This is a genomic window from Shewanella sp. Iso12 (assembly GCF_012030025.1).
GTDB lineage: Bacteria > Pseudomonadota > Gammaproteobacteria > Enterobacterales > Shewanellaceae > Shewanella > Shewanella algae.
The window spans coordinates 263,809-286,935 of the sequence record NZ_JAAUHW010000001.1; the positions used below are offsets into that span (position 1 = coordinate 263,809).

General features: G+C 55.9%; 26 protein-coding genes and 1 other annotated feature. Of the genes, 19 read left to right on the forward strand and 7 right to left on the reverse strand.

Annotation, left to right across the window (positions count from 1 at the left end; translation table 11 throughout):
- Positions 1–11: 11 nt before the first annotated feature.
- From HCX89_RS01180 to HCX89_RS01190, 3 genes are all read right to left on the reverse strand, one after another.
- A complete protein-coding gene (locus HCX89_RS01180) occupies positions 12–803 on the reverse strand; it encodes a ScpA family protein (protein WP_167714778.1) in 792 nt (263 codons plus the stop codon).
- A 77-nt stretch (positions 804–880) separates the two neighbouring features.
- Entirely contained in the window at positions 881–1,501 is a 621-nt protein-coding gene (locus tag HCX89_RS01185; RefSeq protein WP_025010668.1) for an L-threonylcarbamoyladenylate synthase, read from the reverse strand.
- Complete coding sequence (locus tag HCX89_RS01190) at positions 1,498–2,358, reverse strand: PHP domain-containing protein (RefSeq protein WP_028780247.1); 861 nt, start codon at positions 2,356–2,358, stop codon at positions 1,498–1,500. Before HCX89_RS01190 ends, HCX89_RS01185 begins: the two co-directional genes overlap by 4 nt.
- A 182-nt stretch (positions 2,359–2,540) precedes the next feature.
- Positions 2,541–2,654: a sequence feature (Trp leader region), on the forward strand.
- Positions 2,655–2,713: 59 nt separating this feature from the next.
- Here HCX89_RS01190 and HCX89_RS01195 point away from each other — a divergent pair.
- The 18 genes from HCX89_RS01195 to map all read left to right on the forward strand — a co-directional run bounded on the left by HCX89_RS01195 (position 2,714) and on the right by map (position 17,236).
- The gene (locus HCX89_RS01195; protein ID WP_167714779.1) at positions 2,714–4,273 is read left to right on the forward strand and encodes an anthranilate synthase component 1; all 1,560 of its coding nucleotides are present in this window, start codon (positions 2,714–2,716) and stop codon (positions 4,271–4,273) included.
- Positions 4,270–4,872, forward strand: a complete 603-nt coding sequence (locus HCX89_RS01200) for an aminodeoxychorismate/anthranilate synthase component II (RefSeq protein WP_025010670.1) — start codon at positions 4,270–4,272, stop codon at positions 4,870–4,872. Before HCX89_RS01195 ends, HCX89_RS01200 begins: the two co-directional genes overlap by 4 nt.
- On the forward strand, positions 4,865–5,941 hold the full coding sequence (gene trpD, locus HCX89_RS01205) for an anthranilate phosphoribosyltransferase (RefSeq protein WP_100142450.1): 1,077 nt from the start codon (positions 4,865–4,867) through the stop codon (positions 5,939–5,941). The genes HCX89_RS01200 and trpD overlap by 8 nt, the downstream gene beginning before the upstream one ends.
- Positions 5,938–7,326 (forward strand): bifunctional indole-3-glycerol-phosphate synthase TrpC/phosphoribosylanthranilate isomerase TrpF, encoded by a 1,389-nt coding sequence (gene trpCF, locus HCX89_RS01210; protein ID WP_167714781.1) that lies wholly within the window; start codon positions 5,938–5,940, stop codon positions 7,324–7,326. Before trpD ends, trpCF begins: the two co-directional genes overlap by 4 nt.
- A gap of 58 nt (positions 7,327–7,384) precedes the next feature.
- Complete coding sequence (trpB, locus tag HCX89_RS01215; protein ID WP_167714783.1) at positions 7,385–8,614, forward strand: tryptophan synthase subunit beta; 1,230 nt, start codon at positions 7,385–7,387, stop codon at positions 8,612–8,614.
- Positions 8,611–9,414, forward strand: a complete 804-nt coding sequence (gene trpA / locus HCX89_RS01220; protein ID WP_167714785.1) for a tryptophan synthase subunit alpha — start codon at positions 8,611–8,613, stop codon at positions 9,412–9,414. Before trpB ends, trpA begins: the two co-directional genes overlap by 4 nt.
- 768 nt (positions 9,415–10,182) lie before the next feature.
- Complete coding sequence (locus tag HCX89_RS01225; RefSeq protein ID WP_157824637.1) at positions 10,183–10,710, forward strand: hypothetical protein; 528 nt, start codon at positions 10,183–10,185, stop codon at positions 10,708–10,710.
- A 94-nt stretch (positions 10,711–10,804) separates the two neighbouring features.
- Entirely contained in the window at positions 10,805–11,221 is a 417-nt protein-coding gene (locus HCX89_RS01230) for a GNAT family N-acetyltransferase (RefSeq protein ID WP_028780253.1), read from the forward strand.
- An 88-nt stretch (positions 11,222–11,309) separates the two neighbouring features.
- Positions 11,310–11,660, forward strand: a complete 351-nt coding sequence (locus HCX89_RS01235) for a hypothetical protein (protein WP_045284101.1) — start codon at positions 11,310–11,312, stop codon at positions 11,658–11,660.
- A 43-nt stretch (positions 11,661–11,703) separates the two neighbouring features.
- Positions 11,704–12,066, forward strand: coding sequence for an MmcQ/YjbR family DNA-binding protein (locus HCX89_RS01240; protein ID WP_107004626.1), 363 nt, complete (start codon positions 11,704–11,706; stop codon positions 12,064–12,066).
- 32 nt (positions 12,067–12,098) lie between these two features.
- Entirely contained in the window at positions 12,099–12,317 is a 219-nt protein-coding gene (locus HCX89_RS01245) for a DUF6500 family protein (RefSeq protein ID WP_028780256.1), read from the forward strand.
- A gap of 147 nt (positions 12,318–12,464) precedes the next feature.
- Positions 12,465–12,911: a GNAT family N-acetyltransferase gene (locus tag HCX89_RS01250; protein ID WP_025010677.1), complete on the forward strand. Its 447-nt coding sequence runs from the start codon at positions 12,465–12,467 to the stop codon at positions 12,909–12,911.
- 7 nt (positions 12,912–12,918) lie between these two features.
- Positions 12,919–13,695, forward strand: coding sequence for a hypothetical protein (locus HCX89_RS01255; protein WP_107111315.1), 777 nt, complete (start codon positions 12,919–12,921; stop codon positions 13,693–13,695).
- A gap of 3 nt (positions 13,696–13,698) precedes the next feature.
- A complete protein-coding gene (locus tag HCX89_RS01260) occupies positions 13,699–14,157 on the forward strand; it encodes a hypothetical protein (RefSeq protein ID WP_107111314.1) in 459 nt (152 codons plus the stop codon).
- A 76-nt stretch (positions 14,158–14,233) separates the two neighbouring features.
- Positions 14,234–14,923 (forward strand): DJ-1/PfpI family protein, encoded by a 690-nt coding sequence (locus HCX89_RS01265; protein ID WP_081737132.1) that lies wholly within the window; start codon positions 14,234–14,236, stop codon positions 14,921–14,923.
- Positions 14,924–15,044: 121 nt separating this feature from the next.
- On the forward strand, positions 15,045–15,896 hold the full coding sequence (locus HCX89_RS01270) for a sulfurtransferase (protein ID WP_167714787.1): 852 nt from the start codon (positions 15,045–15,047) through the stop codon (positions 15,894–15,896).
- Positions 15,897–16,254: 358 nt separating this feature from the next.
- Positions 16,255–16,461, forward strand: coding sequence for a ParD-like family protein (locus tag HCX89_RS01275; protein WP_025010681.1), 207 nt, complete (start codon positions 16,255–16,257; stop codon positions 16,459–16,461).
- Positions 16,454–17,236, forward strand: a complete 783-nt coding sequence (map, locus tag HCX89_RS01280) for a type I methionyl aminopeptidase (protein ID WP_167714789.1) — start codon at positions 16,454–16,456, stop codon at positions 17,234–17,236. The genes HCX89_RS01275 and map overlap by 8 nt, the downstream gene beginning before the upstream one ends.
- 10 nt (positions 17,237–17,246) lie before the next feature.
- Here the strand turns inward: map and HCX89_RS01285 are convergent, their stop codons facing one another.
- Genes HCX89_RS01285 through HCX89_RS01300 form a run of 4 tightly spaced genes read right to left on the reverse strand, consistent with a single transcriptional unit; the run spans position 17,247 to position 21,046 of the window.
- Positions 17,247–18,377, reverse strand: a complete 1,131-nt coding sequence (locus HCX89_RS01285) for an ABC transporter permease (RefSeq protein WP_071238349.1) — start codon at positions 18,375–18,377, stop codon at positions 17,247–17,249.
- Positions 18,367–19,362, reverse strand: a complete 996-nt coding sequence (locus tag HCX89_RS01290; RefSeq protein WP_082050177.1) for an ABC transporter ATP-binding protein — start codon at positions 19,360–19,362, stop codon at positions 18,367–18,369. Before HCX89_RS01290 ends, HCX89_RS01285 begins: the two co-directional genes overlap by 11 nt.
- Entirely contained in the window at positions 19,359–20,303 is a 945-nt protein-coding gene (locus HCX89_RS01295; RefSeq protein ID WP_167714791.1) for an HlyD family secretion protein, read from the reverse strand. Before HCX89_RS01295 ends, HCX89_RS01290 begins: the two co-directional genes overlap by 4 nt.
- Positions 20,300–21,046, reverse strand: a complete 747-nt coding sequence (locus tag HCX89_RS01300; RefSeq protein WP_167714793.1) for a TetR/AcrR family transcriptional regulator — start codon at positions 21,044–21,046, stop codon at positions 20,300–20,302. The genes HCX89_RS01295 and HCX89_RS01300 overlap by 4 nt, the downstream gene beginning before the upstream one ends.
- A gap of 506 nt (positions 21,047–21,552) precedes the next feature.
- On the opposite strand from HCX89_RS01300, the gene HCX89_RS01305 reads away from it, so the two are divergent.
- Positions 21,553–23,121 (forward strand): aspartate aminotransferase family protein, encoded by a 1,569-nt coding sequence (locus tag HCX89_RS01305; protein ID WP_197021448.1) that lies wholly within the window; start codon positions 21,553–21,555, stop codon positions 23,119–23,121.
- Positions 23,122–23,127 lie beyond the last annotated feature (6 nt).

Consider the following 23,127-nt stretch of genomic DNA (forward strand, 5'->3'; position numbering starts at 1 on the left):
GTCGGCTCCCGTCAGTACGCCTTGAGATAAATTCGCGATAAAGGTTCGGCCTGGATCAGTTCCACCAGCAGTTCCTTTACCAATTCCATCAACGCCAGAAAGCTGACCACCACTCCGGCGCGCCCCTCTCCCACCTTGAACAGGGCTTCAAAAGGGGTGTAATGCTCACTGGAGAGCATGGCCAGAATTTGGCTCATCCGCTCCCGGGTAGAAAGCTGCTCGCGCTGCACCTGGTGAGAAGTGCCGGCTTCCACTCGCTTGAGTACTTCGCCAAAGGCCCGGGCCAGCTCAGCCAAAGACACATCCGGCGGCACCAGCAAGGGCTTGATATCCGGCGCCTTGCCCGCCTTGGCCTGGAATACATCCCGCTCGAGCCTTGGCAGTTCATCCAGCCGCACCGCCGCCTCTTTTATGGCTTCATAGGCCTTGAGTTGGCGGATCAGCACGGCTCTGGGGTCTTCCTCTTCCTCGGCTTCCAGCTCCGGCCTTGGCAACAACAAGCGCGACTTGATTTCCGCCAATGTTGCCGCCATCACCAGATAGTCGGCCGCCAGCTCTACCCTGGCGCCCTGCAGCAGCTCGATATATTCAAGATACTGGGCGGTGATCCTGTGGATAGGCAGGTCTACCACATCCATTTTTTGCTTGCGGATCAGGTACAAAAGCAAGTCGAGCGGCCCTTCAAACGCCTCAAGAAACACCTCAAGCGCCTCGGGAGGAATAAAGAGATCGGCAGGCAGCTCTCTAAGCGCCTCACCCCGCACTACGGCAAGCGGCAGACTCTGTTGAACGCCTTCACTCAAGCCGTTTTCTCTCCTCTGGCAGCATCCTTAAGGCGGCATAGGCCGACCAAACGCGCGATTATACCTTTATTGAGCGGTTAAAGAAATGGGCTGATATCGCCACTGCCTTCACGGACTATGACCATTTCGCCTTCAGACATGTCTATCACTGTGGTGGGCTTTTCGCCCAGGTAACCGCCGTGGAGAATGGCATCTACCTGATGTTCGAGAATATCGCGGATATGCTCGGGATCCGACTCGGTAAAGTCGTTGCCGGGCAGAATAAGACTGGTGGACATCAAGGGTTCACCCAGAGCTTCCAGCAGCGCCAGGGCGATAACATTGTTCGGTACCCGAATGCCTATGGTGCGTTTCTTTTCGTTCTGCAGCCTTCTTGGCACCTCTTTGGTGGCCTTGAAGATGAAGGTGTAACAACCCGGTGTGTTGTTCTTCAGAATGCGAAACGCCTGATTATCGACTCTGGCATAGGTCGACAGCTCAGATAAGTCGCGGCACATCAGCGAAAAGTTATGATCATTGTCTATCTGGCGAATTCTGGCGATACGGCTCATGGCGTCTTTATCGCCAATCATACAACCCAGCGCATAGCCGGAATCTGTGGGGTAAACTATGACCCCGCCGCTTTTCAGAATGCTCACCGCCTGGCTTATCAGACGGGTTTGAGGATTCACCTCATGTACGTAGAAAAATTGACTCATTTAGTTATTGTCCATTGCTTGCATTGCCAGACCCAGTTCAATCCCTGGGGCCGATACAGATTCTTGCCCAGTTCCAGCCAGCGGCCGGGAAAGTGGAAATCGGATCCCACCGAGGCGTAGAGGCCGTTGAGAGTGGCCAGCGCCCCTAAATTATTTCTGTCGTCTGTGGTTTGCTGCCCGAGCACCACCTCCATGGCATCACCACCGGCGGCTTTGAATTCGCGCACCAGGCGTTTGAGCCACTTGGCCGACAGTTGATAGCCACTGGGGTGGGCCAACACGGCCACTCCACCTGCGTTGTGGATCACCTCTATGGCCGTCGCCATCTCGCCCCAGTTGTTGGGCACATAGCCCGTCTTGCCACGGCCGAGAAACTTCTTGAACACGCTGGCGCTGTCCGGCGCATGCCCCTGCTCGGCCAGGAAACGGGCGTAATGGCCACGGCTCAGTGCCGCATCACCGGCGAGCGCCCTGGCGCCTTCGTAGGCCCCTGGAATACCGGCCTTTTCAAGCCTTGCGCCTATTTCACGAGCCCGCTCTTCCCTGAGCTCACGTTGACGCTCAAGAAAGACAAGCAGGTTTTCGTCGTGACGGTCGATATCCAGCGCCACGATATGAATATCATAGGCGTGCCAACGGGTAGAGATCTCAACCCCGTCTACCAGGGTCAAAGGCGCGCTCTGCCCGGCATTGAAGGCATGGGCCTCATCGAGCCCGGCGACTGTGTCGTGATCGGTAATCGCCAGCAGCTCAACCCCCTTTTCCAGGGCGCGCTCGAGCAGCAAAGACGGTGTCAGTTGGCCATCTGAGGCTGTAGTATGGCTGTGAAGATCGGCCAAAGTATTTTCAGTTATCATAGCGCTATTGTACTTGGTTTTGTTGGCAAAATGCGATTTATCTCCGCTGGGCGACGGCAAATTGGCATAAATTTGCATAAATTAAAAATATTCAATTGACATTGGCGGGCAGCTGGGTTTTTCTATAGGTCAAACGTCGAGAGGACAAATTTTCAATGACACACTTCAACGCTTCACTCAACATCATCTGGTGGTGGCACTTCCCTTAACGCGGGTAGTGTGAAGCGCTGTGCACGATTGAAAATAACGCAGCCAAATTCAACAAAAAGCCCGCAAGAGATTGCGGGCTTTTTTGTGCTTAACGGTCAGGAAAACCCCGCAGCCAGGCTAAACAGCGGAACAACAGGAAGAACAGATGAACAGAATCGAGCCAATCGCCAGAGTACACCGCCAGATGCGGTCACTGCCCTATTACGACGATCCCCTGAAACTGTATCAGCAACTGACTCGGGACAAGCCTCACAGCATGTTGCTGGAGTCGGCCGAAATCGACAGCAAGGATCACCTGAAAAGCATTATCCTCAGCCACGCGGCGCTGGCCATTCGCTGTGACGGGTCGACCTTAAGCTTCGAGGCTTTGACAGACAACGGCGCCGGACTGCTGCCCGCCATTCACGACTTCTTTAACTCGCGCGGTGAGGTCAGCCTGGAGCAGCAGAGTCTCAAGGTCCTGCTGCGCCCCATCACTGCCGAACTGGATGAAGATGCCAGACTCAAGGCAGGCTCGCCGCTCGATGGCCTGAGATTACTGCAGCAGGGTCTGGTTGATGAAAACGAGAGCCAGTTTGAAACCGGATTTCTGGGCGGCGTTTTAGGGTACGACCTTATAGCCAGCACAGAGCCGCTGCCAAGCGTAAGCCAGGGCGCCAACCACTGCCCCGACTATCTGTTTTATCTGGCTGAAACCCTGATAACGGTAGATCACCAAAAGGGCTGCGCCGAAGCCGTGGTGATGGAGTTTAATGGCAACAGCGAGGTGCAGGCCGAGCTTGACGCCAGACTGGATGCCATAGAAACCAACTGCCAGCTGCTGGAAGATGTCGCCCCTTTGAGCGGCGTACATGCCGAGGCCAGCGTCAATATCAGCGACGCCGATTTTTGCCGCCAGGTGAGCCGCCTCAAGGAGCATATCTGCGCCGGTGATATCTTTCAGGTTGTGCCATCACGCAGTTTCAGCCTGCCCTGCCCCAATACTCTGGGCGCCTATCGGGCACTGAGACTGACCAACCCCAGCCCCTATATGTTTTACCTGCGCAGCGCCGAATTCACCCTGTTTGGCGCCTCTCCGGAAAGCGCCCTCAAGTATGAAGCCGAGGGCAATCAGGTTGAGGTTTACCCCATCGCCGGTACCCGCAAACGCGGCAAGACCCCAGATGGCGAGATAGATTTCGATCTCGACAGCCGCATAGAGCTGGAGCTGAGACTAGATAAGAAAGAGTTGTCGGAGCACATCATGTTGGTGGACTTGGCCCGCAACGATATCGCCCGCATCAGCCAGAGTGGCAGTCGTAAAGTGGCCGAGCTGCTGAAGGTAGACAGATACTCCCATGTGATGCATCTGGTCAGCCGGGTAACCGGGCAGCTTAGGGAAGATCTCGACGCCCTGCACGCCTATCAGGCCTGCATGAACATGGGCACCCTGGTGGGCGCCCCCAAGGTGCGCGCCGCCCAACTCATTCGTGAAACCGAGCAGCAACGCCGCGGCAGCTATGGCGGCGCCGTAGGTTATCTCAACGCCCTTGGCGATATGGACACTTGCATAGTGATCCGCTCCGCCTTCGTCAGCGAAGGCATGGCGCACATCCAGGCCGGGGCCGGAGTGGTCTATGATTCAGATCCCCAGGCCGAGGCCGACGAGACCGCGCAAAAAGCGCAGGCAGTGATCAGTGCAATCAAGATGGGAGGTGGCCTGTGAAACTCTATCTATTGGATAACTTCGACTCCTTCACCTACAACCTGGTGGATCAGTTCCGCAGCCTGGGCTTTGAAGTGCTGGTGTACCGCAATAATGTCAGTGCCCAGTTGCTCGCCGAGCGGATGCTGGCGGAGCCGGGTCAGGCGGCGCTTATTTTGTCTCCCGGCCCGGGCGCCCCCAGAGAAGCCGGTTGCATGATGGAGCTTATTGCGCTGCTGGCCGGCAAACTGCCGATTCTCGGTATCTGCCTTGGTCACCAGGCCCTGGTTGAACATTACGGCGGCAAGGTTGAACGTGCCCCCCAAGTGGTACACGGTAAGGCCAGCCCGGTAGAGCACAACTGCGATGGCCTGTTTGCCAACCTGCCATCTCCCTTGCCTGTGGCCCGCTATCATTCACTGGTGGCAACCAAGGTGCCCGACTGCTTGGAGGTGATTGCCACTACAGAAGGCATGCCTATGGCCATCAGCCATCGCTGTGATGCCGCCGTCGGCTTCCAGTTCCACCCCGAATCGATTCTCACCACCCTCGGCAGCACCTTGCTGGTGCAAACACTGCAATACCTGACCATGAGCCGCGAGGAAACCTGCCATGACTGAACTGCAACCTCTGTTCGACCGCCTGTACCGGGGCGAGTCTTTGAGCCGTAGCCAGGCCGCCAGCCTGTTTGCCGAACTTATCGACGGTAAGCTCAGTGAAAGCCAGATGGCAGCCATGCTGATCGCGCTCAAGCTCAAGGGCGAAACCATAGACGAGATCAGCGGCGCCGCCGATGCCCTGCTGGCCGCCGCCAAGCCGTTTCCGCACCAATGTCAAAGGGTAGTGGATATTGTCGGCACCGGCGGTGACGGCCACAACACCATCAATATCTCTACCACGGCCGCCTTTGTTGCCGCCGCAGCCGGGGTCAATGTTGCCAAACATGGCAACCGCGGAGTATCCAGTAAGTCGGGTTCTTCCGATCTGCTGGCACAGTTCGGCATAGACTTGACCATGTCGCCCGAGTGCGCCGCCAAACACCTTGCAGACAACGGCCTGTGTTTTCTGTTTGCACCCCATTATCACGGTGGAGTGCGGCACGCTGTGCCTGTACGCCAGGCGCTCAAGACCCGCACCCTGTTCAATGTACTCGGCCCACTGATTAATCCGGCTCGCCCCGACTATATGCTGCTTGGGGTCTACAGCCCGAGCTTGGTTCGCCCCATCGCCGAGGTGTTGCGGGCCCTTGGCGTCAAAGGCGCCATGGTCGTTCACGGCAGCGGCCTGGATGAAGTGGCGCTGCACGGCGAAACTCAGGTGGCCGAACTCAAGGGTGAAGAGATAGTGGAATATCGACTCAGCCCGGCAGACTTTGGCGTGCCCCAAGCGACGCTGGCCGAGCTGGAAGGCGGCACCCCGGCAGAAAACGCCCTTATTACCCAAGCACTGTTCGCCGGTAAAGGCAGCGCCGCCCAGCGTCATGCCGTGGCTATCAATGCCGCCTGCGTGCTCTATCTCGCCGGCAAGGCTGATAATCTCAAGCAGGCCACCCAACTGGCACTGGCCACCCTGGATGATGGCCGCGCCTGCGCCAAACTCAACGCCCTGGCGGACAAGGCCCACCAAACCCAGACTGAAAACAATGACGCCAACTCACCACAACCCAGCAAGGCAGGAGCTATATCATGAGTAACGTGCTTGAGCGTATCGTCGCCACCAAGCAGCAGCATATTGAAGCCCTCAAGCTGCGTTTTCCCGAAGAGAACCTGACGCCCAAGACGTCGGATCGCAGCCTGTATCAGGCACTCAGTGCAAAAGGCGCCGGCTTTATTCTGGAATGCAAGAAGGCCAGCCCCTCCAAGGGGCTTATCCGCAAAGACTTCGACCCGGTTGCCATTGCCGATGTTTACAGCCGCTACGCCTCCGCGGTGTCGGTACTGACAGACGAGGCCTTCTTTCAGGGTGACTTTCGCTATCTGCCCAAGGTGCGGGCCAGAATCAAACAGCCGGTATTGTGCAAAGACTTTTTTGTTTCGCCTTATCAGGTTAAGTTGGCGGCCCATCAGGGCGCCGATGCCATCTTGCTGATGCTGTCGGTACTCAGCGATGAGCAATATCGATTGCTGGCGAGCGAAGCCGAGCAATATGCCCTCGACACCCTCACGGAAGTCTCCAACGAGGAAGAGCTCAAGCGGGCGCTGGCTCTGGGCGCGCCGATTATTGGCATCAACAACCGCAACCTCAGGGATCTGAGTACAGATCTGGCGATGACAGAATACTTAGCCCCCAAGATCCCCGAGGGGACACTGATCATCAGCGAATCCGGGATCTACAGCCGTGAGGATGTACGCCGCCTCAGCCCGCTGGTCGACGGCTTTTTGGTGGGCAGCTCGCTGATGGCCGAGGCCGATTTGGATCTGGCCTGTCGCCGCCTTATCTATGGCAACAACAAGGTGTGTGGCCTGACCCGGGAGCAGGATCTGCTGGATGCGGCAAAATCCGGTGCCGTCTACGGCGGCCTTATCTTCGCCGCCAAGTCCCCCCGTTGTGTCAGCCGCGCCCACGCCGCCGAGCTGTGCCGTTACAACGCCGAGCAGCCGCGTAAACTGGCGATGGTGGGGGTTTTTGTCAATGAATCACCGGCTAAGATGGCCGAGCTGGCCAATGAACTGAAACTGAGCGCGCTGCAGCTTCATGGCAGTGAATCAAGCGAAGATATTGCCAAGCTCAAGCAGCTGCTTGAGCAAAATGGGCACCAGGCCGAGATCTGGAAGGCAGTCCCGGTCAATGTCGACGGCGGCGAGCTGCCAACCTTGCCGGAAGGCGCCGACCGCTATCTCTATGACAGTAAAAGCGGCGACAGCTTTGGTGGTACCGGCAAACATTTCGATTGGCAGCAAGGGCTTGCCCAGCGCGAGCACGCCATGCTTGCCGGTGGCCTGAGTCCGGATAACGCCGCCTTGGCTGCCATCCAGGGCTTTTTCGGGCTGGACTTTAACTCAGGGGTGGAAAGCGCCCCCGGCATCAAAGACAGAGCAGCACTGCAGGCGGTGTTTAAGCAGCTCAAAGCCTGACAAGAACAACAGTATTCGCCTGTCAGACAGGCGCAACAAGTATCCTAAGGAAAGCAGTATGAGCGAGTTAAAACTCAACCCTTATTTCGGGGAATACGGCGGCATGTATGTGCCGCAGATTTTGATGCCGGCGCTGAAGCAGTTGGAAAGTGCCTTTGTCGAGGCCCAGAATGATCCCGCCTTTCAGGCCGAGTTCACCGAGCTTTTGAAAAACTATGCCGGGCGTCCCACCGCCTTGACCCTGACCCGTAACCTGTCGCCCAATGACAAGGTGAAAATCTACCTCAAGCGGGAAGATCTGCTGCACGGCGGCGCCCACAAGACCAACCAGGTGCTGGGGCAGGCGCTGCTGGCCAAGCGTATGGGTAAAAAAGAGATCATCGCCGAAACCGGCGCCGGTCAACACGGGGTGGCCACCGCCCTGGCCTGCGCCCTGCTGGGCCTTAAGTGTAAAATCTACATGGGCGCCAAAGATGTGGAGCGCCAAAGCCCTAATGTGTTCCGCATGCGTTTGATGGGCGCCGAGGTCATTCCAGTCACCTCAGGCTCTGCCACTCTCAAAGATGCCTGCAACGAGGCGATGCGCGACTGGTCCGGCAGCTATGACAAGGCGCACTACCTGCTGGGTACCGCCGCCGGGCCTCACCCCTTCCCCACCATAGTCAGGGAGTTCCAGCGCATGATAGGCGCCGAAACCAAGGCGCAGATCCTTGAGCGTGAAGGCCGACTGCCGGACGCCGTCATTGCCTGTGTTGGCGGCGGCTCCAACGCCATAGGTATGTTTGCCGACTTTATAGATGAAGCCTCGGTGCGCCTCATAGGCGTTGAGCCGGCCGGAAAAGGCATAGATACGCCGATGCACGGCGCGCCGCTGCGGCACGGCAAGACAGGCATCTTTTTTGGCATGAAGGCGCCCTTGATGCAGGACAGCAACGGCCAGATAGAAGAGTCTTACTCCATCTCTGCCGGTTTGGATTTCCCCTCTGTGGGCCCGCAACACGCCCACCTCAACGCCACCGGACGCGCCACCTATGAGTCGGCCACCGATGAAGAGGCGCTGGAGGCCTTCCAGTTACTGGCCCGCTGCGAAGGGATTATTCCGGCGCTGGAGTCAGCCCACGCGCTGGCCTATGCCATCAGGCTGGCCAAAGAGTGCCGCGAAGAAACCATACTCGTGGTTAACCTCTCCGGCCGCGGCGATAAAGACATATTTACCGTTTCCGATATTCTGGCAGAGCGCCAGGCTGCATCTGTGCAGTCAGATAAATCACAGGAGTCACAGGCATGAGTACACGTTATCAAACCACTTTTGCCCGGCTGCAGGCCGAAGGCCGCGGCGCCTTTGTTCCCTTTGTGACACTGGGCGATCCCGGCCCTGAGCTGTCGCTGCAGATTATCGACACCCTGATTGCCCATGGTGCCGACGCCCTTGAGCTGGGCTTCCCCTTTTCCGATCCGTTGGCCGATGGCCCGGTGATCCAGGGCGCCAACTTACGGGCGCTGGCTGCCGGCACTACTCCAGCCAAGTGCTTCGAGCTTATCGCCGAGGTACGTAGCCGTTATCCCGAGTTGCCCATCGGCCTGCTATTGTACGCCAATCTGGTATACGCCAACGGCATTGACAACTTCTATCGCCGCGCCGCCGAGGCCGGGGTGGATTCAGTGCTGATAGCCGACGTGCCGGTTGAGGAAGCCGCACCTTTTATAGAAGCCGCCAAGGCCTATGCCATAGCGCCTATCTTTATTGCACCACCCAATGCAGACGATGATACCCTCAAGGCGGTGAGTGAAGCCGCTGAAGGCTACACCTATCTGCTGTCCCGCGCCGGGGTAACAGGCGCCGACAATAAGGCAGGTATGCCGGTGGATGAGGTACTGGCCAAGCTTAAAGCCTTCGATGCGCCGCCTCCACTGTTGGGGTTCGGTATCGCCGAGCCGGCTCAGGTCAGCGCCGCAATTGCCGCCGGCGCCGCCGGTGCCATCTCGGGCTCTGCCGTGGTCAGGATCATTGAACAACACCAAAATGCGCCCGATATGCTATTGAGCACTTTGGCCGGCTTTACCCGTGCCATGAAGGACGCCAGCTAATCTCAGCCCTCTTTAATCCTCCAGCCAGGGTATTCCCTGGCTTTTTTATGCTTGCCTTACAATGACTTTGCGCTTGTTGCTTGTGTTGGCACAGGGTAACAAGATACCCTTGAATCATTCTCTATGCGGTTGCAAAGAGAAGCATGTAAAACCGAGATCCTTGTACCAAGCTAATCATCTCGGTTTCCGGGACGAAAGGGACTTTCGGCCGTGCGGTAGCTATTGTTTTAATGCACTGTCTTAAAGCTGTATTTAAGGCAATAGCTTGGGATAGAGCCGCGCAGCACTCAGATACGCTTCAGGAGCCCAGTCTCAAACCGCGACTGACAACCAACTACACCAAGCGGAACTCAAGTATGAGAAGACTATTTTGCCTCCCGATTATTCTATTCTCGACTGCCGCTATGGCCTAAACACTGGAAACGGATGGTTATAAAATAGAGATAGAAATCAACTGTGAAAGTGAAATGTTATGTGACGATGTTTCCTATATAGGCCAGTCCAAAAAGTCGGGGAATCAAATAAGATTAACCGGCAGAACAGTACACACTGTGTGCAATGATGGTGTTCCCCCCAGCTATGACTTTCAAAACGGCTCAATCAATTACTTTGTTTCCGTCTTTGGCGAGCTTAGCGTCACCAATCAACATGGCGAGTTGATCCTGGAGCAATCCGGGCAATGGCTCGATTAGCATGCTCATCAGCAAATCCAAATTCACTATCAGACTTGATTGTATAAAGGACAGGGAAAGAATAATGATAAAAAGGATGTTAGCTGTTTTTGGGATAAGCTTTTTTATTGTCGGTTGTGCCAATATTCCACTTGGCACCATGCTCAGTCTAAGCTCCTTCGATGAGCAGGATTTTGTTCAATTAAACCCGCAAGTCATCAGATCGCAGATCCTTATCGATGCGCCGGGCAAACTCGACCTTGATACCACTGAACTGACCCTGGAGCTGGATAGCAGTAAGGGAATATCCAGTTATCGCTTCCCGCTCAGACTGGAATCGACTGAGATTATCCCCCAAAACGAGGGACTGTTCAGCACCAGCCCTATGAAACACCATTACCAATTGGCACTCTCTGAAACGGCAATAAGCAGTTTCAGGCAAGTGCAGGCGTTGATAAATGCCGAGACACCCACAGAGTACAGCTTTTCCATCGACGCGGGCCTTGCTGATACAAGCGAACCGTTAAGGGAAGTCACCTTGTCGGTTTTGATCAAACTGACCGAAGAGCAGGGATACCTGACCTTGATAGATAATGCGACACTGAACCTTGAGCAACAGCCTTGAGCTTGAGCCTTGAGCATAAAACGACAGCAGCCTTAGCCCCTGATTTGATTAAGACTGGATCCAAAACAACCAACAACAACTCAAGGAAATCGGTATGCAGATTGACCTTTTACAGCAAGTTGATGATGACCTGCAAAATGAGCTTATCGACAAGCTCAGAACCTATAATCACAGCTATATAAACGAAACTAGCCAACCTCTGGCCGCAATCGCCCGCGATTCCGAGGGACAACTCATTGGTGGCGTGAGTGGCCGCAGCATCTATCGCCAGTTGCTGATTGAGGTGGTTTGGGTCGCGAAGGAGCATAGAGGTTCAGGTCTCGGCAGCCGCTTAATGGCTCTGTGCGAGCAAGAGGCAATCAAACGGGGGTGCCTGGCTGCGCAGCTCGACACTTTGTCGTTTCAGGCGCCGGCATTTTATGCCAAACAAGGGTTTGAAGTTGTCGGCTCGGTCAGCGGAATTCCCGGCAGTCCGGACAGGTATTTTATGTGTAAACGCTTCAATGGCTGAAGGCCTGGCCAGGCTGCAATATGCCTTTTCTCCTGAGAGCGTGTTTGCGCCTTGTTCAATTTAGAGACTTGTTTCCATGCACGGACTCATGAGTAACACCAAGTGGCGCAAGGTATTGACTGTTCTGGCCAAGTACCCCGTCTATCTACAGCTCAAACGCCTGCAGGATGAAGACTTTCCACTGGATGTCGAACGCGCCGATCTGATTCTATCTGAACTGGGTGCGACACACTTTACTTATGTCAGATGTTCAGTCAGCTACAACGAGATAGACAAGTTGAAAATAAAACGTCCAGCCAGAATATCGGCTTGGGGAGCAAACGAGATGACAGATTTATTCCCAGAGCTGAGCACGGAACTGAAAAACCTAGGTCAGCTCCCTTGCCAATTTGGGACCGATACGCTTGTCCTGTTCGGTTATCAACAAAACGTCGACTGAAGCCGGTATTATTATACTCCCCCCAAAAATGACAGAGAACGCCATGACACTGACACAACTCAAGAAACTGTTACAGCAATGCCCCAACGCCACTGCCGACTATCCTTTTGGTCCTGAGGCCAGAGTCTATAAGGTCATGGGTAAGATGTTTGCTCTGCTGGCCGAGCAGGAAACGCCCCCTAGGGTGACACTCAAGGCCAAACCTGCCGACGTGCTGGCACTGATCGATAGCTTTGAGGCGATAGTGCCCGGCTATTACATGAATAAGCAGCATTGGTTCACGCTAACCTTGAATGGTGAGGTCAGCGAGGATATGCTCCGTGACCTGATTGAGGCATCCTACGCCCTGGTTGTCAGTAAACTGACCAAGGCGCAACAAGCTCAGTTGCAACAGCAAAACACCTAAAAATGACTTTCCAGATTGAGGGAACAATCGAGATGCGTGCCAGCCTGCGACAAAAAGTTATCCATGTCTGCCAGCAAAAAATCGCCCAGAAGGGCGAAAATGTTGGCGTCTCCTTCTATGCCTTCTTTGCCAACAAGAATGATGATCCCGAGTTGCTCATGGAGGCCGCAACCTGGTGGATCCAGACCCATAAACTGGATCACTTTGAGAAGGCCCGCAAAATTCTGCAAATGGTGCAAGCCGGGCAATAACCTCAGGGGCTGAGTAGCGCTAACCAGAGCCTAATTAAGCCCATGGATATAAACCATGCAACTCGCCGGGGAAAGATGAGCGCATCCTGCTCGGCCTGGCTCTCAAAGAGCACCACAACCCGACCCAGGATTGGAAAACCACAAGATATGAACATTGAAACCCCATCCAGTGCCGACTTTGCTGAGCTGCTGCAAGTCTGGGAAGATTCAGTGCGCGCCACCCACGACTTTATCAGCGAAGCCGATATCGCCTTTTTCAAGCCGCTGATCCTCGATAAGGCCTTCCCGGCGGTGACGCTCAGATGTATACGAGATGAAGCCAAAGCCATTGTCGGCTTTCTGGGCGTAGCAGACGACAAGATAGAGATGCTGTTTGTTCACAGCCGGGCTCGCGGCCAAGGCGTAGGCAGTGCCCTGCTCAAGCATGCTATCGAAGACCTCGGCGCCAACTTGGTCGATGTCAATGAGCAAAACCCACAGGCGGTCGGATTCTACCGCCATCAAGGCTTTAAACAGATCTCCCGCTCGGCACTCGATGCCATGGGTAAGCCCTTCCCTATTTTGCATCTGGCGCTTGATACCTCAAAAGGATAACTGATTGATGTCCAAGGAAGATGAGTTAAACAAAAAATATCGTGCACTGCCCCGCGGCGCTCGTTGGCACTTAAAGCTGGATGCCGATGGACGAGCCTACTTTATTGGCAGACAGCAAACCCTGGCTACAATCTGGGGCTTTATCATGCTGGTTCCCCTGTCGGCCTCAAGTTTAATGGCTGTCGTGCTGACAGGTAAATCACAGGTATTTCATGCCGTCTCGGCCTTGCTGTTGTTAACCCTGGCAATTGGCTGTTTGGGGGTGAGAAGGCGTTGGCTGTTTGACCCCAAAAGCGCTGAGATTCAAGAATACTCTGGCTGGTGGCGTATAAAAGCCAAGCCCCGCAAAACCCTGCCCTACAGTCAACTCTCTATTCATATTACCCCACTGGCACAAACGCCCAATGGGGTGCAGCTGGTGCTGCTCGGACAGCGCCACACCCTGACAGATATGGCCGAGGCGCTGGCATTGATAGGCTTTTTGCGCGGCTGCGCCGACCCGCTTGCAGTCTATGAACTTGAAGTCTATGAAAAAGTCACTGCCTGGCCCGAGTTGAAAGCCGTGCCCTTTGACACAGCTCCAAGCGACTCGGCGCCGGAGGCCGAGAGCCAGGCCGCAAAATCCCCCCATACCGAAACCAAGCCTCTGAAAGCCGCGACTCAAACTGGCCAATTCATCAGTCAGTACCGGCCCATTTGGGAGCAACACCTGATGTGGAAACTGGCACTGCCGCTGCCGCTTTTTGCCCTGCTCGGACTGCTACTGACACGCATAGGGAGCTGAGCCATGGCGCACTGGAACAAGTACTCCTCACAAAGGGCCGAGTTGGTGTTTGGCCGCTGGACCTGGTTAATCGGCCTGCCGCTGGCGGCGCTGACTCTGGCACAGGTGTATTTCGGGCTTAACCCTGAATTGCTGCTCGGTTGGGCCATGGGGGCAACACTCGGCTGGCACGCATTGTTCTGTCGCCATAAAATCTTGATAGACAAAGATACCGGAGTGCTGGTGCACAGTATTCGCAGTATCTACCCCATAGGGCAACTCAAGGTGCCACTGGCCGAAATCAGCGGATTTTGCCTCTGCCCCCACTTCGGCGAGCCCAGATACTGGGACTTGATCTTGATGCTCAAGGATGGTCAGAGAGTGACCCTGCTGAAACGTAAGGGCAAGGCCGCAATGCAGGAGCTGGGTAAAGAGCTGGCAGATGTCAGCGGCCTGGCCTATGACGAAGAGTTCAGAGACTGAATCCCGGCTTGCATTGGCATTGAATAACATTCCTGAAGAACCCAATTGTCAAACTGATACCAGACAAGGAGGCTGTATGTCTGTTTATACTTCACCAAACGCCCAAACTCCGAGCGCCAGCTATGGCGCGGCGGACAAGAAACCCACTATCGCCATAGTGGCTTTCGATGAATTTACCGATATCGATCTGTTTTTGATGTGGGACATAGTGGGCCGCATCCAGAATGATTGGCAGGTCAAGCTGCTCGGCAGCAGCAAAAGTCACAAATCGGCATTGGGTCTTGAGATTGAGATGCAGGGCCATATTCGCGAAGCCAACCAGGCTGATGCCGTGCTGTTTATCAGCGGCAAACAGGGGATCCCGCTGGCGCTGCAAGATCCGGACTTTATCAATACTTTTGAGTTGGATCCCAACAAGCAACTGCTCGGCTCTATCTGCGCCGGTTCCTTTATCCTGCAAAGATTGGGGTTACTGGATTGCCGCGCGGCCACCACGCATCCGGATGCCAAAACGGCATTGCAAAAGACAGGTGCCGAAGTACTGGATGAACCTTTGGTGATAAGAGGCAACATAGCTACCGCCGGTGGCTGCCTGTCGGCCATGTATCTGTGTGCCTGGCTGGCCGAACGCCTGCTCGGCGAAGAGAAGCGCCGGGAAATGCTAAGGGAGCTGTTGCCCGCCGGACAACAGCCACAGTTTGAGGCCATTATTGATGCCAGCCTGCAAAGTGCTGCCGAGGCTGCAATCCAAACCGCATGCCAATAACTATTGAGAATAATCGCCTATAGAGGTTCTGTGGCAATAACAGCTTGAGAAATCCGTAGCGCTCCAGTAATTTGGGCCAAGTTTCATTGCTTGGTGCCGTTACCGAGCTTAAGGAGTCGAGATGCAATCTGCACTGGTAAGCAGCGAGTGGTTGGCCGCTCATCTTTCTGATCCCAAGTTGGTCATTTTGGATGCCAGCATGGACAAGGTGATAGGCCGCGAGCCGATAGTCTACGATGAGCCCTGCTTTATTGCCGGTGCCCGGCGGCTGGATCTGGAGCTGGAGTGCACAGATCTGCAGTCCAGTGAGTTACACGCCCTGCCGAGTCAGGCCCAGTTTACCGAGCTGGTGCAGCGGCTAGGCATCGACCAGGACAGCACTGTCGTCATCTATGACAACCAGGGTATCTACTCATCGCCCCGGGGCTGGTGGTGTTTCAAGGTCATGGGCTTTGAGCAGGTGTTTGTTCTCGACGGCGGTCTGCCCAAATGGCTCAAAGAGCAGCGGCCCTGTGCCGACAAGCCGGCGACCAGGTTTCCGCGCGGTAACGCCTGTGGGCAATATCAAGCGGAAAAGGTCTGTAACGCCCTCCAGGTATTGGATACCCTGGCAGGCAAGCAGGCCATGATACTGGATGCCAGGGCCAGTTCACGCTTTCTTGGCCAGAGTCCCGAACCCAGAGAAGGCGTGCGCAGCGGCCATATTCCCGGCGCCGTGAATCTGCCGTTTGCCGAAGTGCTGGATGGCGACAGCCTGAAACCTCAGCCGGCACTGGAGCAGATTTTTCTGCATCTGGGTGCCATGGACGCCAGACGCAGCGGCAAGCCTTTGATATTCAGTTGCGGCTCAGGGATCACCGCCTGTATTTTGATCCTGGCGGCCTATCAGGTACGCCTCGATGCCCTGATACTCTACGATGGCTCCTGGGCCGACTGGGGCAGCAAGGCCCATCTGCCGCTGGCAACAAATTAAGACCCAAGCCGGTATAAACCAAAGCGGTTAAAAACCAGGGCTGTTAAAAACCGGCTCTCGCTTTCTGCCTAACTGAAGACGAGCAGCAAACGGTTCTCTAGCTTCACCTTCACCCTCGAGCTCAATCTCAGGCCTGCTTCCCCAAGCAGGCTTTTTAACATCATAGCCGCCCATCAGCTTGACCCTGCAAAATAGAGCCAAGACTGCTTATGCTTGCCCAAAGAACTGCCTTAAGCCCTTTTCTGACAACGCCACACTTTCTTAAGGCGCCGCAATCTTTCAACCAACATGCTTTTCTTTCACCGCCACACAGTATACGATTCATATATGTTTTATATATAAAGTGTATTTTTAGCATATGGGAATTATCAAGATCTCCGATGAACTCCATGAGGAGCTGCGCAAGGCCAGCGGCCTGATGGCGCGCTCCATCAACGCTCAGGCGGAGTTTTGGATCAAGATGGGCATGCTGGCCGAGCTTAACCCCGACCGGAGTTTCAATGAGCTGATGGCCGAGCTGTATCAGCGGGAAGCCATCAAGGTACCTGGAGCGCAAAATGCTTGATCAAAAAAGAAAAATTCATTTAAAAACCGCGGCAGAAGCCGAGCTGATGCGCCGCTCAGGCGCCCTGCTTGCCAAGGTATTTGCCATGTTGGATGACTTTGTTGTTCCCGGCATTTCGACCATGGCCATCAACGACAGAGTAGAAGACTTTATCGTCAACGAGCTTAAGGCGCGTCCGGCCAGCAAGGGCCAATACGGCTATGCCTATGTGCTCAACAGCTCGGTCAATGAAGTCGTGTGTCACGGGGTTCCTTCGGAGCAGCAGTTGCTGAAGGCCAGCGATATTGTCAATCTGGATATTACCCTCGAAAAAGACGGTTTTATTGCCGACTCCAGCAAGATGTACCTGATGCCACAGGCATCGCCTTTGGCCAAACGCCTGGTACAGGCCACTTATGAAGCCATGTGGCGAGGGATCAGGATGGTCAGGCCCGGTGCCCGCCTCGGGGATATTGGCCATGCGATTCAGCAGTATGCCGAATCCCAAGGCTACAGTGTGGTCAGGGAATATTGTGGTCATGGCATAGGGCGCGAGATGCACGAAGAGCCCCAGGTGCTGCACTATGGCCGCGCTGCCAGCGGCCTGGAACTGCGAGCCGGTATGTGCTTTACCATAGAGCCGATGATCAATCAGGGCGGCGCCAAAATAAAGACCAAGAAAGATGGCTGGACTGTAGTGACCCGGGATAAAAAACTCTCGGCCCAGTGGGAGCACACCATACTGGTGACAGATACCGGCTATGAAGTGCTGACCCTCAGAGATGAAGAGCGCTGAACCACAGCGCTCATCCCAAACGCTTACGGAACCTCAATGAAGCGAGCAACACGCCTCCCAGGGTGAACGCCCCCAGCCAAAAGGCATCTTTAGCCAACATCAGGATATCGGCCTCACGCAGGACTATGGCGCGCACCATACGCATAAAGTGGGTCGCCGGCAGCGCTTCGGCTATCCACTGCGCCGCAATTGGCATAGCTTCGTAAGGAAACATAAAGCCTGACAACAGAATAGAGGGCAACAGGATAAATACCGTCAGCTGCATCGCCTGCAATTGGGTCTTGGCAATGGTGCTGATCACCAGGCCCAGGCTGAGGCTGGCAAAGATAAACAGCAAAGAGGCCAGCAACAAGCTATCCAGACCGCCGCGCACCGGCACACCGAACAGGAAGTGGCCCACGCTGAGGATAATACTCACCTGAATAAGCCCCACCAGCACATAGGGGATGATTTTCCCCACCATCAGCTCCATGGGTTTGACCGGGGTGGTGATCAGAAACTCCATATTGCCCTGCTCTCTTTCCCTGACAATGGCGGCAGAGGTGAACATGATCATTGTCATGGTCAAAATCACCGCCAGCAAGCCGGGCACTATGTTAACCACAGTGCGCTGCTCCGGGTTGAAATACTGCACCACCTCAAAGCTTGGCACCCGGCTTTGGCTGCTGAAACCGGCCACTTCATCCAGCGGCATGCTTCTCAGGCTACGAATCGCGGCGGCGATAACCGTATCCGAGCCATCCACCAGCCACTGGGCCACGGGCCGGGTAAGCTGGCTGTCGCTTTGACGACGGTCGAAGGCTGGATGATTCACCAGACGGGCATTGAGATCCGCCGGCAAATAGAGCACGGCGCGCACTTCTCCCGAGGTGATGGCCGCCTCGGCCTGTTCGATAGAGGCGTATTTTGCCTTGAAGTCCACCACTTGGGTGGCCTTTACCGCCTGCACCAAGGCCCGGCTGTAGCTGCTGGCGGACATATCCACCAAGCCGGCGGGCAGATGCCTGGCATCGGTATTGATGGCGTAGCCAAACAGCAGCAGCTGCACCAGAGGGATCATCACTATCATGCCAAAGGTCATCCTATCCCGCGACAACTGCCTGAGCTCCTTGAGCATGATTGCCAATATCCTAGCCCACATGTCGACCTCCTGTGCAGGATACAAACACATCTTCGAGACTGGGGCGCGCCATGGCGAGCTTGCGCCCATCACAATAGGGGCTGAGAAAGGCGATGGGATCTGTGGCATCACGCCGCACCAACACCCTGAGCCGGGTGCCTACCTGAGCGGCAGAAACAACCTCAGGTAAGGCCACCAGCTGCTGCTTGAGCGCCCTTAGCTGCTCACCGCTCACTTCCACCACGCTGGCGCCCATCTGCTGCATCAATTCGGCCGGGGAGCCATCGGCCCGCTTGGCGCCGCGCTCAAGGATTGCCAATGCATGGCAGCGCTCCGCCTCGTCCATGTAGTGGGTTGAAACCAAAATAGTGGTCCCGGCGGCGCAGAGATCGAACAGCCGCTCCCAAAACTCGCGGCGGTTTTCCGGATCGACCGCCGAGGTGGGTTCATCGAGAAACAACAGCTCGGGGGAGTGTAGTGTGGCGCAGGCCAGTGCCAGACGCTGCTTCTGACCACCACTCATGGAGCCGGCCAACTGAGACTCCCTGCCCTCCAGGCTATACAGATGCAGTAGCTCTTCAATGCGCGCCTTGCCGCGGCGGCCGAACAGGCCATAAATACTGGCGACAAATCTGAGGTTCTCCAGCACAGACAGATTATCGTAGAGGGAAAACTTCTGGGTCATATAACCTATACGTTGCTTAAGTGCCTCTTCGTTGCCGGCAAGCGGCTCTCCCAATACGGTCACCTCACCGGCATCCGGCAACAACAGGCCGGTAAGTAGCCGGATCGCAGTGGACTTGCCGCAACCGTTGGGGCCGAGAAAGCCGTAAATACTGCCACGGGGAATGGCAAGACTGAGATTATCCACCGCGGTCAACTCACCAAAGCGCCGGGTCAGCCCGTGAGCTTCAATGGCTAGGGGAGCTTCAATGGCCAGGGAAGAATCAATGGACAAGGTGGCTTGAATGGCCGAAGAAGCTCCGGCATCAGCTGACTGAGTCATGGCAGTCGTACCTCCAGCGCCAGCCCTGAGGGCAGAGACTCGGCGCCCTCGACATCGATATCCGTCAGATACATCAATCTGGCACGATCGCGCTCATTAAGGGCATAAAACGGGGTAAATGCCGGTTGGGAACGGATATTTCTGACAGTGCCCTTGAGCGGCTGCTCCACCCCATCGACCCAGACCTCCAGCTTGTCGCCGCGGGAAAGCTTACTGATGGCCGTTTGCGGCAGATAAACTCTGGCATAGGGTTTATCCAGTGCCAAAAGCGCGACAAGTTGAGTGCCCTGAGCCACTCGATCGCCCCTCTTCCAGGGCAATATGTCCACCTCTGATGCCAGCGGCGCCCTGAGACTGAGGTCGTCCAAGGCTTTCTCCTCGGCCTTGAGCGCCGCCGCTGCGGCAGCCACTCTGGCTTCGGCCTGGGCCAGTTGTTCGCTGCGGGTACCGTTTTCCAGTTGCAGCCAGTGTTCATTGGCCTGCTCGACCAAGGCCTTGGTGTGATCCCGCTCGGCGATGGTCGCATCCAGCTCCGCCTGCCCCACCACTTTGGCGGCAAACAGCTCGCGGGTGCGCTGATATCTGAGTCTGGCTTCGGTCGCGGCTGCCGTTGCCGCCTCTATGGCGGCTCTGGCCGCCCGCCGCTCTTCTACCCTGGCACCTTGTTGCAGCTCATTAAGCCTGGCGCCGGCCTCAGCCAATTCGGCGCGGCGCTGTGCCACTCTGGCTGCCGCGCTGCGGCTGTCCAATTGCAGCAACAACTGCCCCGCCTCGACCTTGTCACCCTCGGCCACATGGATATCGGCTATCTGCTCGGCAACGGGGGCTGAAAGCTGGATACGATCCCGCTCCAGAGTGCCCATGGCGCGGCTTTCGCCGTTGTCGCCACAAGCTTGCAACAGCAATAGTGTCGCTGTCAGTATCAGGGATATCTTGTTCATTGGGGTTCCTCACTGCCTGGGTTGGCGGCAATATCCTGGCGCAATAAGCCTTGATGCAGGACTTTGGCATTGTGCTCTGCCAGCTGTTTGAGCCAGGTTTCGTTCAATTCGACGCCGAAGTCCCGCATCAGATGGGCCGGGGCGATCAGCGGAAACACCATCAGGCTGACAAAACTCAGCCGCGCCAAGGTAGGGTCCAGGTTGGGATTGAGGCCTTGATGTTGCCCAAGCTGGCGGATCCACAGCCTCGAGCGGCTGAGCATGTCACTGAACACGCTGGCAAGGGCATCGAAGGCTTCACTGCCTTCTCTGTGATTCAATACCTGGATGATAAGCCCGGGCAAGGCCGGGTTGGCGGCCATAGCGCGGTAATAGACCTGCATCAGCTCAAATGGTCCGCCAAAACCTGGTTCGGGCCTTTTCTTGCTCGAATCAAGACTCATCTTGCTCGGCTCAAGGCTGTTTGCAGAGCCCTCAGAGGTAGATTGATGACTTTGCGCGGCATTGTAGTGTTTGAAGGCTTCCAGCACTGGAGCGATGGTGTCTCTAACCATGGCCTCAAACAGGCCTGCCTTGGAGCCGAAGTAATAACGGATCATCGCCGCATCCACTCCCGCCTTGCGCGCCAGCTCTCGGGTGGAAACCCGCTCATACCCCTTCACGGTAAAGCAACTGCGCGCGGCTTCTATCAAAGCATCCCTGGCCCCTGAATGGCCTTTAGGACGACCGGCTGTGGCTTTCATCCCCTGCTCCTCAAAAATTCCTCTTGTGATGAATATACTCAGTTTAGTGCTTATATGGCAGTGAGTTAATTCTCCATTCGTGCCTATGTTGGGGAATTTAGTCGGCCCAGTTAAGAGGATATTTGAGCAAGCTTGCTCCACCGTCTTCGACTCCCGTCCTTTACCTCTCCGCCGACGGAGCCAATGGGAATTCCGTCACTCTTGAGCAAATCGCTCTCAACTCAGCCACTCTCAAATCAGTCGCTCCCAATGCTGTAAATGCCGTCTTTATCCGACCAATTTATGGTTATCGGTACAGGCTTCTAATCAGACCAGTTACATCTTTACACAAATCAATTGAGAATCATTTGCATTTGTATTTGAGTGCATGCTAATTTGTCGCCGCTGTCGTTGAGAAACGGATGACAGCAAAAAAGGAATGGCCCAGGGAAAGGCCGAAGTAGTTCCTGTCCCTGGGTGACTTGTCATTGATGACTGACCTCATGTCAGTCGCAAAGGAGGCAAAAGTGACACACCCCAGCATGGAGCCTGAACAGGCGAGCAATGACCCGAGCTATGATGCCGCCGGTCACCTGCCGTTCGCTCCCCACACTGAACTCTTTGGTATCGCACCCGAACACCACTACTCCCGCTTGATGCAACTGGGCATGGATACCCTGAAACACCGCCTTGAACGGCTGGATGGCCCCAGCAGTGGCATTCGCCCCGAAGAGCTGCAAAGCGCATTTTCCGATATCAATCTCGACCGCCCCCTCGGGGACATGAAGCAAGTTCTGGCCGAACTGGACAAGCTCTATCTCAGCCACGCCATCTACTTCCAACACCCTGATTATCTGGCCCACCTCAACTGCCCTGTAATGCTCACATCCTTGTTGGCCGAGCAGTTGAGTTCTGCCATCAATACTGCGGTGGAAACTTGGGATCAGAGCGCCGGCGGGACTCTGATTGAACAGAAGGTTATCGACTGGGCCTGCGAGCGCGTGGGATATCAAGGATTTGCCGACGGTGTCTTCACTACGGGCGGCACCCAGTCCAACCTGATGGCGCTGCTGCTTGCCAGAGAGTTGGCCGGCAGCCTTGAGCCGGGTCACAGAGGCAATGTTCTGGCCGGCCTGGCTGCCAATGCCCGCCGCTACCGCATTCTCTGCTCTGAATTCAGCCATTTCAGCATTCAAAAAGCAGCCGCACTTTTAGGGTTGGGACACGAGGCGGTGGTGAGTGTCGGTTGTGATGCCAATCGGCGCATGGATCCCAAGGCACTGGCGGGCAAACTCAGGCAGCTCAAAGCGGCAGGACTGATCCCCATCGCCGTGGTCGCTACCGCTGGGACCACTGACTTTGGCGCCATAGATCCCATAGCGCCCATTGCTGCCCTTTGCCGCGAGTTCGGCTGTTATCTGCATGTGGATGCGGCCTACGGCGGCGCCTTGTTGCTGTCACGCACTCAGCGCCAACGCCTCGAAGGCATAGAGTTGGCCGACTCTGTCAGCCTGGATTTCCATAAGTCCTTCTTCCAGCCCGTGTGCTGCTCGGCGCTGTTGGTCAAGGACAAAGGCGTGCTCGGTTACCTCACCTACCATGCCGATTACCTCAACCCTGAGTCCCAGGCCCAGGCCGGAGTGCCGGATCTGGTCAATAAGAGCCTGCAAACCACCCGCAGGTTTGATGCCCTCAAGCTGTGGCTGAGCCTGAGAGCCGCCGGGCCGGATGCCATAGGCGAAATGTTCGACACCCTGATTGCCACCACAGCCGAGCTTTATGAAAGCTTTAGCCGTTTCCCCGAGTTGCAGACGGCGCAGCGCCCGTCGCTGACTACCCTGGTGTTTCGCTTCAACGACCCGGCACTCGGCAGCGCCGAATTGGATGAATGCAATCGCCATATCCGTGCCCGTCTGGCCCGTGAAGGCCGCGCCATGATTGCAGCGACCAAGGTGGCCGGCAGCCAATATCTCAAGTTTACCCTGCTCAACCCTCACACCCGTCTCGAGGATATCGAAGCCGTATTGACCGACATCTGCAAAATCGGTCGCGAGCAGGCCCGTCACTACAAGACCAGCGCGCTTTGCAGCGCCTGAGGAGGA